15 protein-coding genes are annotated in these 13975 nt (G+C 65.5%); 7 read left to right on the forward strand and 8 right to left on the reverse strand.

Going from position 1 to position 13975, the window contains the following annotated elements; translation table 11 throughout:
• The first annotated feature begins 146 nt into the window (after nt 1–146).
• The 4 genes from DIE21_RS13525 to DIE21_RS13540 are packed head-to-tail and all read left to right on the forward strand — an operon-like array spanning nt 147 to nt 3465.
• Nucleotides 147–1343 carry an acyl-CoA dehydrogenase family protein gene (locus DIE21_RS13525; RefSeq protein WP_124498173.1) on the forward strand — a complete coding sequence of 399 codons (1197 nt, stop codon included), beginning with the start codon at nt 147–149 and terminating at the stop codon, nt 1341–1343.
• Between the two features lie 19 nt (nt 1344–1362).
• Nucleotides 1363–2496, forward strand: coding sequence for an acyl-CoA dehydrogenase family protein (locus DIE21_RS13530; RefSeq protein ID WP_124498174.1), 1134 nt, complete (start codon nt 1363–1365; stop codon nt 2494–2496).
• Between the two features lie 34 nt (nt 2497–2530).
• A complete protein-coding gene (locus tag DIE21_RS13535) occupies nt 2531–2992 on the forward strand; it encodes a MaoC family dehydratase (RefSeq protein WP_124498175.1) in 462 nt (153 codons plus the stop codon).
• Nucleotides 2989–3465, forward strand: a complete 477-nt coding sequence (locus DIE21_RS13540; protein ID WP_124498176.1) for a MaoC family dehydratase — start codon at nt 2989–2991, stop codon at nt 3463–3465. The genes DIE21_RS13535 and DIE21_RS13540 overlap by 4 nt, the downstream gene beginning before the upstream one ends.
• A 51-nt stretch (nt 3466–3516) precedes the next feature.
• Here the strand turns inward: DIE21_RS13540 and DIE21_RS13545 are convergent, their stop codons facing one another.
• Entirely contained in the window at nt 3517–4209 is a 693-nt protein-coding gene (locus DIE21_RS13545) for a glutathione binding-like protein (RefSeq protein WP_124498177.1), read from the reverse strand.
• A 164-nt stretch (nt 4210–4373) separates the two neighbouring features.
• Nucleotides 4374–5165, reverse strand: a complete 792-nt coding sequence (locus tag DIE21_RS13550; protein ID WP_124498178.1) for an oxepin-CoA hydrolase, alternative type — start codon at nt 5163–5165, stop codon at nt 4374–4376.
• 211 nt (nt 5166–5376) lie between these two features.
• On the opposite strand from DIE21_RS13550, the gene DIE21_RS13555 reads away from it, so the two are divergent.
• Nucleotides 5377–6033 (forward strand): glutathione S-transferase, encoded by a 657-nt coding sequence (locus tag DIE21_RS13555; protein WP_124498179.1) that lies wholly within the window; start codon nt 5377–5379, stop codon nt 6031–6033.
• A gap of 49 nt (nt 6034–6082) precedes the next feature.
• Here DIE21_RS13555 and DIE21_RS13560 read toward each other — a convergent pair whose 3' ends face one another.
• Nucleotides 6083–7255 (reverse strand): pyridoxal phosphate-dependent aminotransferase, encoded by a 1173-nt coding sequence (locus DIE21_RS13560; protein ID WP_124498180.1) that lies wholly within the window; start codon nt 7253–7255, stop codon nt 6083–6085.
• Between the two features lie 33 nt (nt 7256–7288).
• Nucleotides 7289–7789 (reverse strand): putative toxin-antitoxin system toxin component, PIN family, encoded by a 501-nt coding sequence (locus tag DIE21_RS13565; protein ID WP_124498181.1) that lies wholly within the window; start codon nt 7787–7789, stop codon nt 7289–7291.
• Nucleotides 7790–7846: 57 nt separating this feature from the next.
• Between DIE21_RS13565 and yaaA the strand changes: the two genes are divergently transcribed.
• Together yaaA and DIE21_RS13575 are read left to right on the forward strand one after the other, a co-directional pair.
• A complete protein-coding gene (gene yaaA / locus DIE21_RS13570) occupies nt 7847–8629 on the forward strand; it encodes a peroxide stress protein YaaA (protein WP_124498182.1) in 783 nt (260 codons plus the stop codon).
• A gap of 88 nt (nt 8630–8717) precedes the next feature.
• On the forward strand, nt 8718–9872 hold the full coding sequence (locus DIE21_RS13575; RefSeq protein ID WP_124498183.1) for a M14-type cytosolic carboxypeptidase: 1155 nt from the start codon (nt 8718–8720) through the stop codon (nt 9870–9872).
• Between the two features lie 82 nt (nt 9873–9954).
• On the opposite strand, the gene DIE21_RS13580 is transcribed toward DIE21_RS13575, so the two are convergent.
• From DIE21_RS13580 to DIE21_RS13595, 4 genes are all read right to left on the reverse strand, one after another.
• Nucleotides 9955–10602, reverse strand: coding sequence for a BspC domain-containing protein (locus DIE21_RS13580; RefSeq protein WP_124498191.1), 648 nt, complete (start codon nt 10600–10602; stop codon nt 9955–9957).
• Nucleotides 10603–10737: 135 nt separating this feature from the next.
• Nucleotides 10738–11412: an energy-coupling factor ABC transporter permease gene (locus DIE21_RS13585; protein WP_124498184.1), complete on the reverse strand. Its 675-nt coding sequence runs from the start codon at nt 11410–11412 to the stop codon at nt 10738–10740.
• A 75-nt stretch (nt 11413–11487) separates the two neighbouring features.
• Complete coding sequence (locus tag DIE21_RS13590; RefSeq protein ID WP_124498185.1) at nt 11488–12324, reverse strand: response regulator transcription factor; 837 nt, start codon at nt 12322–12324, stop codon at nt 11488–11490.
• Nucleotides 12325–12534: 210 nt separating this feature from the next.
• Nucleotides 12535–13752, reverse strand: a complete 1218-nt coding sequence (locus tag DIE21_RS13595; RefSeq protein ID WP_124498186.1) for a DUF2863 family protein — start codon at nt 13750–13752, stop codon at nt 12535–12537.
• Between the last annotated feature and the right edge of the window lie 223 nt (nt 13753–13975).

The raw sequence follows: 13975 nt of genomic DNA on the forward strand, positions 1-13975 counted from the left end.
TGTCCTTGCCGGGCCGGACGGCCGCGGTGAGCCTTGCATGGGACCCGAGTAAAGCGCTAATAAAGCGCTAACTCTGGTCGACCGCGAAGCATGGGACCAGAGTAAAGCGCTAAAGCGCTAACTCTGGTCGACAGGAGACACTGCGCATGGATCTGGATTATTCCCCCGCCGACGACGCGTTCCGCGTCGACGTCCGCGCCTGGCTCGAGGCCAATCTGCCTCACGCACTGCGCGCCAAAGTACTCGATCACAAACGACTCGACCGCGAGGATTACGCGAGCTGGCACCGGATTCTCGGCCAGCGCGGCTGGTCCGCTCCCGCATGGCCGGCCGAATACGGCGGCCCGGACTGGAACGCGACGCAGCGCCACATCTGGGACGAGGAGTGCGCACGCATCGGCGCGCCGACCGTGCTGCCGTTCGGCGTATCGATGGTCGCGCCGGTGCTGATGAAATACGGCAGCGAAGCGCAGAAGCGCCACTATCTGCCGCGCATCCTCGACGGCACCGACTGGTGGTGCCAGGGCTATTCCGAGCCGGGTTCCGGATCGGACCTCGCATCGCTGCGCACGCGCGCCGAACGCCGCGGCGACCACTACGTCGTCAACGGCCAGAAGACGTGGACGACGCTCGGCCAGTACGCGGACATGATGTTCTGCCTCGTGCGCACCGATCCGGCGGCGAAGAAGCAGGAGGGCATCTCGTTCCTGCTGATCGACATGAAGACGCCCGGCATCACGGTGCGTCCGATCATCACGCTCGACGAGGACCACGAGGTCAACGAGGTGTTCTTCGAGGACGTGCAGGTGCCCGCCGGGAATCTCGTCGGCGATGAAAACCGCGGCTGGACTTACGCGAAATACCTGTTGGGCCACGAACGCACCGGCATCGCGCGCGTCGGCGGGTCGAAGCGCGAGCTCGCGTTCCTGAAGCGGGTGGCGTCGAACCAGCGCAAGAACGGCAAGCCGCTGCTCGCCGATCCCGTGTTTGCCGCGAAGGTCGCGGCGCTCGAAGTCGAGCTGATGGCGCTCGAGGTGACGGTGTTGCGCGTCGTGAGCCGCGAGACGAGCGGCAAGGGGCCGGGCCCGGAGGCGTCGATGCTGAAGATCAAGGGTACCGAGGTCCAGCAGGCGCTCACCGAGCTGATGTTCGAGGCGATCGGGCCGCTGGCCGCGCCGTTCGACGTCCCGTTCCTCGAGGGCGAGCGCGAACACAGCATCGCGGGCGACGACGATGCTGCGCCGCTCGCCGCGTACTACTTCAATTATCGGAAGACGTCGATCTACGGCGGCTCGAACGAGATTCAGAAAAACATCATCGCGCAGATGATTCTCGGGCTGTGATCAGGGAACGGAGACAACCATGGATTTCAGCTTTACCGATGAACAGCAGCAGTTCGCCGACGCACTGCGCCGTTATCTCGGCGAGCAATACGGTTTCGACGCGCGCCAGGCGATCGTGCGCAGCGATGCCGGCGTGTCGGACGCGCAATGGAGCGCATTCGCGGAGCTGGGCCTGACCGCGCTGCCCGTGCCGGACGCGCAGGGCGGCATCGGCGGCGGCTCGGTCGACATGCTGGTTGCGATGCAGGCGCTCGGCCGCGCACTCGTGGTCGAGCCATACTGGGCGACGGCGGTCGGCGTCGAGGCACTGCGCGTCGCCGGGTCCGGCACGGGCGACGATGCGGCACTGCTGGAAGCGGTCGCGCAAGGGCAGAAGCGCCTGGCCGTTGCATTCCACGAACCGCGGGCGCGCTACGACCTGTACGAACTCGACACGCATGCGCGCGAGCAGGGCGGCACGTACCGGCTGACCGGCACCAAGTCGGTCGTGCAGCACGGCGCACAGGCGCACGCGTGGATCGTGCCGGCGCGTGTCGCCGGTGGCGGCATCGGCCTGTTCGTCGTCGAGCGCGACGCCGCGGGAGTGACGCTCGTCGACTACCGGACGATCGACGGCCAGCGCGCCGCGACGATCGAGCTGCATGAAACGCCTGCGCGGCAACTGACGGGCGGCGCACGCGACGCGGCTGCACTCGAGCAGATTGCCGATTACGCGACCTTCCTGTTGTGCGCGGAAGCGGTCGGCGCACTCGACGAACTGAACCGCGCGACGGTCGAATACACGAAGACGCGCGAACAGTTCGGCGTACCGATCGCGCGTTTCCAGGCACTGCAGCACCGGATGGTCGACATGCTGATTCACGCGGAGCAGGCGCGCTCGCTGACCTATCTGGCCGCGGTGCGTTACGCGAGCGGCGATGCCGATGCGCGGCGCAAGGCGGTTTCCGCCGCGAAGGCGCGGGTCGGCGCGGCCGCACGCTTCGTCGGCCAGCAGGCCGTGCAACTGCACGGCGGCATGGGCGTGACCAACGAGGTCGCCGCCGCGCATCTGTTCAAGCGGCTGTCGATCATCGAGACGACACTCGGCGACACCGATCACCACCTTGCGCGCATCGCGGCCCTGCCGGATTTCGCGCAGGCCGACGCGGCGTGACGGCGACGCGAGAGCGCGCCGAAGGAGATAGACAGTGGGTATCAGTTACGAAGATCTGGAAGTCGACAGTACGACCGAAATCGGCCGCTACACGTTCGAGGCGGACGACATCAAGGCGTTCGCGCAACGCTACGATCCGCAACCGTTCCACCTCGACGAGGAAGCCGGCAAGGCATCGCCGTTCGGCGGACTGGTGGCGAGCGGCTGGCATACGTGTTCGGTGTTCATGAGCCTGCTCATCAAGAAGCTGGGGCCGGATTCGACCAGCATGGGTTCGCCCGGCATCGACGCGATCCGCTGGCTCAAGCCCGTGCGTGCCGGCGACACGATCACGATGTACCAGAAAGTCCACGACAAGCGCGTGTCGGCGAGCAAGCCCGATCGCGGCATCGTGTCGACCGAGTGGATCGGCATCAACGGCGCCGGCGACACGGTGATCACCGTGCATACCAAGGTGATCTTCGGGCTGCGCCATCCGCAAGGAGCGGGCGCATGACGGACGTGACATTGCCGCTGATCGCGTCGGCTCGGGCGCTGCATGCGCTGGCCGGTGCGGAACCGCTTGCGAGCGGCTGGGTCGAGATCGACCAGCGTCGCGTCGACGGTTTCGCCGACGCGACCGGCGATCACCAGTGGATTCACGTCGATCCCGAGCGCGCGCGGCGCGAGTCGCCGTTCGGCGGCCCGATCGCGCACGGGTTCCTGACGCTGTCGCTGATTCCCGCGCTGATGAGCGATGCGATGCGCTTCGAGCAGAAGATGGGCGTGAACTACGGACTGAACCGCGTGCGGTTCCTGAAGCCGGTGCCGGTCGGCGCGCGCGTGCGCGCGCTGTTCGCGGTGAAGGAAACCGTGGAAGTCGCGCGGGGCGGCGTGCAGGTGACGTGGTCGGTATCGATGCAGGTCGAGCGTCCCGACGCGCCGTTACTTGTTTGCGCGGCGGAATTCATTACGCTGCACTACTTCTGATGCGCGCGGCGGTATCGATGGATGTCGCCGCGTTGCACGTCGTGTGCTGCTTCAGTGCTTCGCGTATTGCGTCGCGCCGAACAGCATCTCGCGTGCCTTGTCGTCCTGCAGCGGCTTGCGCAGCGATGCGAGCACCTCGACGCCGCGCTGCACGGCCGGACGCGCGGCAATCGCTTCGTGCCAGCGCTTCACGTTCGGCAGTTCGTCGAGCACGATGCCCTGGTTCTGCCACGAACGTGTCCACGGGAACGTCGCAATGTCCGCGATCGTGTACGTGTCGCCGGCGAGATAGGCGGATTCGCCGAGGCGCTTTTCCATCACGTTGTACAGGCGCTTCGCTTCGTTCGTGTAGCGATTGACCGCGTATTCGATCTTCTCCGGCGCATACAGCCGGAAGTGATGCGCCTGCCCGAGCATCGGGCCGACGCCGCCCATCTGGAACATCAGCCATTCGAGCGTCGCGTAGCGCGCGGCCGGCTCGGTCGGCAGGAACTTGCCGGTCTTTTCCGCCAGGTACACGAGGATCGCGCCCGATTCGAACAGCGAGATCGGCTTGCCGCCGGGGCCTTCCGCGTCGACGATCGCGGGGATCTTGTTGTTCGGGCTGATCTTCAGGAATTCGGGCGTGAACTGGTCGCCCGCACCGATATCGACCGGATGCACACGATACGCGAGGCCCGTTTCCTCGAGCATGATGTGTACCTTGTGGCCGTTCGGGGTCGCCCAGCTGTAGACGTCGATCATCGTCAACTCCTTCATTGCATGCGCGAAAACGGCGCCGACAGGGCGCCGCGACAGGCGGTCATTAGAGCATGGATCAATGCGGGCTGCAGGCGACGGAGACGTGCGGCCGCGCGCGTGTCGCCGTGACGGCGGAAACGCCGCTGGAACGGCGGGAGCGCGCCGGATCAGCGCTTGTAGCGCGGCTCGCGTTTCTCGAGAAAAGCGGTAATGCCTTCGAACGCGTCCGCGTGATGCAGCGATGCGACGAAGTGATCGCGCTCGGTGCCGAGATGTGCATCGAGCGGCTGCGCGGTCGCATCGTCGAGCAATGACTTGATACGCGTGAGCGCGTTCGGCGAGATGCCGGCAAGCGAGTCGGCCCACGCGAGCGCATCGGACAAGGCGGCACCGGGCACGGCGAGCCGATTGACGACGCCGAGCGCATGCAGGCGTTCGGCCGCGACGGGCTTGCCCTCGAACAGGATTTCGGCGGCGAGCGCACGCGGCAGCGCACGCGCGAGGAACCACGAACCGCCGCCGTCGGGCGTGAGGCCGACGCGTGCGTACGACATCACGAACTTTGCATCGTGCGCGGCAACGATCAGGTCGCACGCGAGCGCGAGCGAGAAGCCCGCGCCGGCCGCCGCACCTTCGACCGCCGCGATCACGGGTTTCGTCGATGCACGGATCGCCGTGATCCACGCGCCGAGCTGGTCGATACTGTCGGCCTGATAGGACGGATCCTTCGAACGGTTGTCGAGCAACCGGTTCAGGTTGCCGCCCGCGCAAAAGAAACGATCGGCCCCCGTGAGCACGACGGCACGAATCGCGGGGTCGCGCTCGGCGGTGGCGAGCGCTTCGACGCCGGCCGCATACATGTCGGGATGCAGCGCGTTGCGCGCGCCGGGATTGGATAGTGTGAGGACGAGCGTCGATTCGCTCTCGGGCGGACGCGAGGCCAGCAGTTCAGCACTCATGCGAGTGTGTCTCCATTGGATGGCGGGGCTGCGGCGCCGCGCGTTGCGCGGGCGCTTGCGCATCCCTGTGAGGATGCTGCCGCAGCGGATGTATTGTTGTCGTGACGGACGCGAAACTGCTTTAGACTAGCACGAACGTGCTTTTCAGCGCGACGCATCCCGATGCGGCCGGCGTCGCTGCGGCCGCGCTTCAGCAAGGAAGGAGACTCTGATGCTACAGCTGTGTGGTATTCCGTTGTCCAACTACTACAACAAGGTGAAGTTCGTCCTGCTTGAGCATGACATTCCGTTCGAGGAATTGGCATGCAGCTTGCCGATCAGCGATCCGGCACTGCTTGCCGATTCGCCGCTCGGCAAGATTCCGTTCGTGAAGACCGAAGAGGGCGCGCTGTTCGAGTCGCAGGTGATCATCGAGTATCTGGCGGCGCGTTATCCCGACAAAGCCATTTTCCCGTCGGCGCCGTTCGCGGCCGCGAAGGTGCGCGAACTCGTCGAGACGCTCGAGCTGTATCTCGAATGGACCGCGCGCGAGGTCTATACGGAAGCGTTTTTCGGCGGAAAGGTCAGCGACGGGATGAAGGCGCACGTCGAGAAGCGCCTGCCGCGCGCGATCGATGCATTCAGGCGGATGGCGCAGTTCTCGCCCTACGTGCTCGGCGACGCATTCAGTCTTGCGGACATCGCTGCATCGATCCATCTGCCGGTGATCGGCATGGCGACGAAGGCCATCTTCGGCCGCGATTTCCTGGTCGACGCAGGCATTGACTGGAAGGCGCACGCGAAGCTCGTCGGCGAGCGGCCGGCCGCGCAGCGCGTGGCGGCCGATCGCAAGGCCTATATCGAGGCGACGGGCACCGCGCGTCCGTAAGCGCGACCCGGGCACGGCACCGGGCAGCGCCTGGCTGCCCGTGCAGGACTTACAGGCGCGCGAGCCGTTCGAGTGCGGACGCGAGCGTGCTCTCCTGTTTCGCGAAGCAGAAGCGCACGACGCCCGATTCGTGCGGCTCGTGATAGAACGCGGACACTGGAATCGCCGCCACGCCGACCTCCGACGTGAGCCACTTCGAGAATTCCGCTTCGGACAGGTCGCTGATCGCCGAATAGTCGACGCACTGGAAGTACGTGCCCGGGCACGGCAGCAGCTTGAAGCGCGTGCGTTCGAGGCCGGCGCGGAAGAAGTCGCGCTTCTTCTGGTAGAAGTCGGGCAGCGTCAGGTACGGTGCCGGATCGCGCAGGTAGGCGGCGAGCCCGATCTGCATCGGCGTGTTCACCGTGAACACGTTGAACTGGTGGACCTTGCGGAACTCCGCGGTGAGCGCCGCCGGCGCCGCGACATAGCCGACCTTCCAGCCCGTCACGTGGTAGGTCTTCCCGAAGCTCGACACGATGAAGCTGCGCGCGGCCAGTTCCGGGTAGCGCGCGACGCTCTCGTGCCGCGCGCCGTCGTAGACCATGTGTTCGTACACTTCATCCGACAGGATCAGCACGTTGGTGCCGCGCACGATCTCCTCGAGCTTGCGCATGTCGGCCTCGCGCCACACGGTGCCGGTCGGGTTGTGCGGCGTGTTGATCATGATCATCCGTGTCTTCGGCGTGAGCGCGGCAGCGAGCCGGTCGAACGGGATCGCATAGTCGGGCGCTTCCAGCGTGACGAACACGGGCTTGCCGCCGGCGAGTTCGATCGACGGCAGGTAGCTGTCGTAGGTCGGCTCGACGACGATTACCTCGTCGCCCGGATGCACCGCGCACAGGATCGCCGTCAGCAGTGCCTGCGTCGCGCCGGCCGTCACCGTGATCTCGGCGGCCGGATCGTAGCGCCGGCCGTAGACCTGCGCGATCTTGTCGGCGATCGCGTCGCGCAGGGGCGCGACACCCGCCATCGGCGGATACTGGTTGTGACCGTTGCGCATTGCGGTCGTGACCGCGTCGACGATGTGTGGGTCGCAGTCGAAATCGGGGAAGCCCTGGCCGAGGTTGACGGCGCCTTTCTCGGCGGCGAGTGCGCTCATGACCGTGAAGATCGTCGTGCCGACGTTCGGCAGGCGCGAGGGGAAAACGGGAGTCGTAGGCATGTCGGAAGGAGCGTTCATCGATACGGTCGCAAGCGGGTGGCGCCGGGCCCGTCAGGCTGGCGCAGTGGTAGTGGTGGCCGACGCGGCATCGAGCGCGCAGGCTTCGGTAAACGGCGCGGGCTGCGCGATCCGGAAGCCGAAGTCGCGTGCGGTGCGTTTCGCGAGCTTGAGCAGTGCGCGGTCCTTCGACACTAGCCATTCGGCCTGCGCGGCGCGTGCGAGCTCGAGAAACTTCTGATCGTCGCGGTCCTTGCACTTCGGCAGCGGCGGCGCGTCGGCGTCGACAGGCGGCGGCTCGACGAGGCTCGTCAGGCGGGCGACGGTCGCGAGCGCTGCGGCCTTGTCGATTGCGCGCGCCTGGAACTGCGGATAGTCGAGCACGAGCTCGAGTTCGGTCAGGCAGCGGCCGTCGATCACGGCGGCGAGCGTGCCGCGCTCGAGCGCGGCGCGGATCGGGCGTGTGGCAGGGTCGTCGAATACGAGTATGTCGATCCAGACGTTCGAGTCGAGCACGACGCGAAGTGCGGCGTGCGGGGCGAGGGAGCGGGTCATTCGTTACAATCGGTGGTTTTCGTCTGACCGCAAGGCACGGCGTGCCAGCGAGCCTCTATGATAATCGTTCTCTCTCCCGCCAAATCTCTCGACTACGATACGCCCGCCCACGTCCCGTCTTACACGAAGCCTGCATTCGTCGACGATGCGTCGGAGCTGATCGACGGCCTGCGCAAGCTGTCGCCGCAGGACATCGCGACGCTGATGGACATTTCCGACCCGCTCGCGCGCCTGAACTTCCAGCGCTACGCAGACTGGTCGCCGACCTTCACGCCGGCCAATGCGAAGCAGGCGGTGCTCGCGTTCAACGGCGACGTGTACGAAGGGTTCGATGCCAAATCGCTGTCGGCCACCGATCTCGACTACGCGCAGCAGCACGTGCGCGTGCTGTCGGGCCTGTACGGGCTGCTGCGCCCGCTCGACCTGCTGCAGCCGTACCGGCTCGAGATGGGCACCCGTTTCGCGAACGCGCGCGGCAAGGATCTGTATGCGTTCTGGGGCGAGCGGATCACGCGTGCGCTGAACGAGCAGCTCGAGACGCGCAGCGGAGCGGCGCGCGTGCTGATCAACTGCGCGTCGACCGAGTACTTCAAGTCGGTCAAGCCGAAACTGCTGGCCGCGCCGGTCGTCACGCCGGTGTTCGAGGACTGGAAGGGCGGCCGCTACAAGATCATCAGCTTCCACGCGAAGCGTGCCCGTGGCCTGATGGCACGCTATATCGTCGAGAACCGCATCGCCGAACCGGCGGCGCTGAAGGACTTCGCGATGGAAGACTACGCGTTCGACGCCGCTGTATCGAACGATTCGACTTACGTATATCGCCGGCGAATCGGCGAGTGACCCTGCCGGCCGTTCACGAGACGGCCGGCGCATGCAGGAGGTCGGGCAGGCGGCAAACCGCCCGTTCCGGTCGACAGAGGAGAGACAGATGACCCTTTCGATCACCAGCAATTTCGACGCGGGCGCAATCGACGTCGTGTCGTGCGACCGCCCGGACTCGATCCGGCTGCGTGTGCGTGGCGACAACCGTTCGGAATTCGCGCAATGGTTTTACTTCCGCCTGACGGGCGCGCGCGGTGAGCGATGCGTGATGTCGTTCGAGAATGCGGCCGAATGCGCGTATCCGTCGGGATGGCGCAACTACAGCGCGGTCGCAAGCTACGACCGCGTCGACTGGTTCCGCGTGCCGACGACGTTCGACGGCAAGACGATGACCATCGACCATACGCCCGAGTTCGACAGCATCTACTACGCGTATTTCGAGCCGTATTCCGAAGAGCGCCATGCGGCGTTCCTCGGTGCGGTCCAGCAACTGCCGCAGTCGAGCGTCGTCGAGCTCGGCCGCACCGTCGAAGGCCGTCCGATGTCGTTGCTGACGCTCGGTACGCCGGAAGTCGACGGCGCACCGAAGAAGAAGGTGTGGATCATCGCCCGCCAGCACCCCGGCGAGACGATGGCTGAATGGTTCATCGAAGGGCTCGTCAAGCGGCTGGCCGGATGGGGCGATTGGGCCGGTGATCCGGTGGCGCGCAAGCTCTACGACCGCGCGACGTTCCATATCGTCCCGAACATGAACCCGGACGGCAGTGTGCACGGTAACCTGCGCACCAACGCGGCGGGCGCGAACCTGAACCGCGAGTGGATGGAGCCCGATGCCGAGCACAGTCCCGAAGTGCTGGCCGTTCGCGATGCGATCCATGCGATCGGCTGCGACATGTTCTTCGACATTCACGGCGACGAGGATCTGCCGTACGTGTTCGTCGCGGGTTCGGAGATGCTGCCGAGCTTCACCGAGCAGCAGGGCAAGGAGCAGGCCGCGTTCATCGATGCGTTCAAGGTCGCGAGCCCGGATTTCCAGACTGAGCACGGTTATGCGGCGAGCAAGTACAAGGAAGACGCGCTCAAGCTCGCATCGAAGTACATCGGCCATCGGTTCGGCTGCCTGTCGCTGACGCTCGAGATGCCGTTCAAGGACAACGCGAACCTGCCCGACGAGCGGGTCGGCTGGAACGGCGAACGCAGCGCGGCGCTTGGTGCCGCGATGCTGGCGGCAATCCTGGTGCACGTCGAGACGTTCGCGTAAGCGTAACGCCGCCGATATGAAAAAAGCCGGCGCATCATGCGATGTGCCGGCTTTTTGCTTCTGTCGTTGCCGCTCCGTCGTATCAGGACTTCTTCGCGGTTTTCTTCTTTACGGCTTTCTTCTGGCCGCTTGATTTCTTCGTTGCGACGGCTTTCTTGCCGGTGCGGCCGGATGCCTTGACCTTGCCGCGGTGCGACTTGCCATTGAACTTCTTCGGCGACGACGACGGGCGCTCGACGCGTGGCTTCAGCGGCGGCACCGGATCGTTCCAGCTGAACGCGAGCATTTGCTGACCGACGTAGCCGCAGCGGAATTTCAGCGGCGTCGGGTCGCTGCCGTCGCTGTGTATGCCGAGGCCGTCCACAGTGACGATGTTGTCGACCTTTACGCGCTGCTTGCCCTGATCGAACGAGTCGTTCCACGGCGTGATCGTCGCGTTGCCGCTTTCGAACGCATTCGGTGCGAAGTCGACGCGGTCGAAGGCCGACGATGTGCTGGCGATGAAGCTGCCGTGCGCCGCACAATCGGCGACGATCGGATCGGCATGCATCTCGTTGACGAATTTGTTGATCAGTTCGGAACGCTGGTCGAGGAGGTCGGCGAATACCGGTGCCGGAAGCGCAAGCGACAGGCCCGCGACACAGGCTGCCAGCTTGCCGAGCGCCCGGAAAATCCGGAGCGAGGCAGGTGAGCTGTCCATCTGGTTATTGGTGAGGAGCGAATGAGGCATCGGGCACGTATAGATGCCCGATGAAGAACAGGAGTTCAATCTTAGCGTAAAAAAGTTGTGCGGCAGTAGACGTCGCACCCTCCCGCACTGTGCAAGCGGATTGCCGTGCGCGCCGATCGCTTCGAGATGGCGCGTTCAGGCGCGCGGGCCGCCGAGACGATAGCGCCGCACGTCGAACGTCGTGACCCACGCCGGACGATAGACGGCGATGAGCGCGGTGGCCATGCCGGTGAACCACGCTTCGCCAAGCGCGAGCAGCGCCGTGTTGAGCAGATAGCCGGCGGGAATCACGACGGGAACGCCGTCCGCGAGTGCGAGCTGGACGCCTGCCGCGGCCGCGGCGACCGCGACGATCGCGATGGCCGGCGACAGGAATCCCTGGCCGGTGATGAACGACGCGAGGTTGTGCGGGAGCCACGCGATCGCGGCGCGCTGCAGCAACGCGGACACGGCGACCGGTAGCGCGCCATAGATCAGATAGGTGAGGCCGATGCCTTGCCACGGCGCGTCGAAGACGATCGCGGCCACGGCCGTGACGGCCCCCATCGCGATCAGTGCAAGCGTCCAGTCGAACAGCGTGACGAGCAGCGTCGCGCCGAGCAGGTGCATGACGATGCCGTCCTCGAGCCATGCATTCGAGGCCCACAGAACCGTGATCGCAGTGACGAGCGCGAGCCACACGTGCTGGAGCGTTGCGTCCTGCAGACGGACGAAGGGACGATTCCAGAGCGCGAGCGCGAGCAGCGCCGCGGCGGCGATCCAGCCACCGACGCCAACCCAGAGCGGAAGCGGTGTGAAAAGAAAACCCATGCGTCCATATTACTCGTTGAGCATCAAAGGTGGGAATCCGCACATGCCGACCGTCGCAATATCGATACTGTCCGGTTAGCGCTCGCGCCGAAACCGCGCTGGCGGCTCGGCCGCGAGCGGCAGGTCCCGGGTGCCGGTGTTCGCGGCCGGCAGCGGGTACGGACGGTCGTTCCTTTGTGTGCGCAGTGGAACCGGGCCGCGTTCGCCGATGACCGGCTTGCTTGCCCGTTCACGGTTCGCCAGCAGCACCTCGAGATGCGGCGACAGCCAGCCGTTGTAGATTGCGACGGCGGCGGCGCGGTTTGCCGCGCCAAGCTGCTGGAAGATGCTGGCGAGGTGGATCTTCACGGTGCCTTCGCTGATGCCGAGCGTGCGGGCAATCATCTTGTTGGTGCTGCCCATGTGGACGAAGCGCATGATCTGCGCCTGTCTCGGCGACAGGAGACCGCTTGGCGGGCGGCGCGGCAGCGATCCGGCGAGCGTCTGGAAGTGGGTGTCGTGGCGTGCCGCGGCGGCGGAGGGCAGCAGACTGAGGGCGATGGGCGGGATGTAGTGGCCGCCCAGCAGAACCATTTCGAGTGCCCGCACGATCAGATGCGGCCGCATGGAGTGTGGGATTACCCCTGCGACGCCATAGTTGTAGAAGCGCTGGATGGCTTCCGGCGTGGATTCGTCGATCAGCACCGCGGCGGGCGTCGGCGAGCAGGCGCTGCAGAGCGCCTGGAGTTCGCTGAGACGACCGACGTCCAGCCAGTCGATCGCAACGAGGTCGAAACGCTGGGTGCGCAGCAGTCGGCGCGCCTGGAAACCGTCGGGCGCATCGTTGATGCTAGCGTGACGGTCGATCTGCCGAAGCAGGGCCTTCAGTCCGTCACGCCGTTCGGCGTCTGAGTTCAGCACCAGGAACCGCATATTCAACCTCCGTAAGGTGAGTCATTGAGCTGCCGTCGGCATGCGTTGGATCCGATAATGACAAAAACCTTACACGATGTCTGCTTGGCTGAACGGCTTAGGAAAAGTCCGAAAATTCGAGTGGGGAGGAATACGGGCGAGAAAAAAGCCGCTCCGGCAGGAACCGGGAGCGGCTTCGTCGGGCAGGCTTGGCGAGCCCGCGGCGCGCGATCAGTGAAAGTGCGGCTGGGCGGGCGATGCGTCTTCCGGCATTTCCGCATGGACGATCTCGCCGAGCGGGTCCGCATAGAGCGGCACGCCGCAGTCGTCGCAGTACTCGGGTTCGAAGCGGCCTGCGTGCCTGCGGACGTCGGTTACGCCGCATTCTTTCAGCAGACTCACGATTTCCTCGAGCGGCCCTTCGATCGGTGCTTCGCCTTCGAGGGTCGCGCTGTCGATCGACACGTCGCCGTTCTCGCGGCCGTAGAGCGGCCACACGACGCCATAGATCACGTCGTTGCTGGCACGCCGCGTGAAGCCGACGCGGTACTCGTCGATCCGGCGCTCGCCGAAGCCCGCGACCACGGCGCGCAGTTCCTGCGGTGCCGCACCAAGTGTGTCGAAAAGATAACGGATGGCCGTTCGGACCGTGTGCGGACGGATGCGCTCGTCCGCGTCGCGGCAGGCCGAATAGTACGCGTCCGGAAGCAGGCATTCGAACTCGCAGCCGGGGAGGGCAACCGACAGGTTCGGGCCGCCCTGGGCGGTCCACTGCTCGAGACACTGGCCGCGTTCGATCCGGTTGCCGTGCTCTTCTTCCTGCCAGCGGAACAGCGGCGCGCCGGCCGGCGCGGCAACCACGGCGAGCAGGAAGCGCGGGTCGGCCAGGATCGGCGAGGTTTCGGGCAGGTCGCCGAGGCTCAGCCTGGCGGCGTGCTGGCCGATTGCCGCATGCGCAAGCTGCTGGGCGAGCCGGTACGTCTCGACGTGGTGGCGCGGTAGCTGGTCGATGCTGTACAGGAACGGGGCCAGTCCGACGAGCGTGCCGGTTGCGAGCACATGCGCCTGCAGTTGCGTGCGCAGTGCGTCGGCGACATCGCCTTTCAGCGGACCCGACGGAATCATGTAGCGCGTCCAGGCGAGAACGGGAACGGCGACCAGCAGCGCATCGTACGGTTGGCCTTCATGCTCGATCACCATCGATTCACTGTGCGTCTCGGCCATGTCGGCGAGCGCGCCATAGGCATCGGGGTGGTTCTGCTGCAGATGGTCGAGTGCTGCGTCGAGCGTGGTCTGGTTGCCGTTGCGAACGATCTTGGCGAGCAGAGCATCGAGCTTCGCTTCCCAGAAGCGATCCTCTATGCGGCTGCCCGATGCGAAGAGCGCAAGCGACAGGCCGACCAGTTTGTCGGCGTCGGGGGGGAGGCGTTTGGCGATTCGCTGGCGCATATTAAATACGTATAGAAAGGGGCGAAGAACCTCACATTCTAGTCCGTTCTTTGCACGATAAGCGGTCTCGTGCGCCAGCATGTCCGGAAGGCCGAATCGAGAGGGGCGAAGAAAAATCCATCAAACCCCTTGCGCGATCGGCAAACGGTGCATAGAATCACGCCTCTTTCGCGCTAACGGAAACGCGGCGCGGGGGAAGAAGGGAAGTGGTGCGGTCGGGTTG

Origin of the sequence: Burkholderia sp. Bp9140 (genome assembly GCF_003853425.1) — a bacterium.
Taxonomy (GTDB): Bacteria; Pseudomonadota; Gammaproteobacteria; order Burkholderiales; family Burkholderiaceae; genus Burkholderia.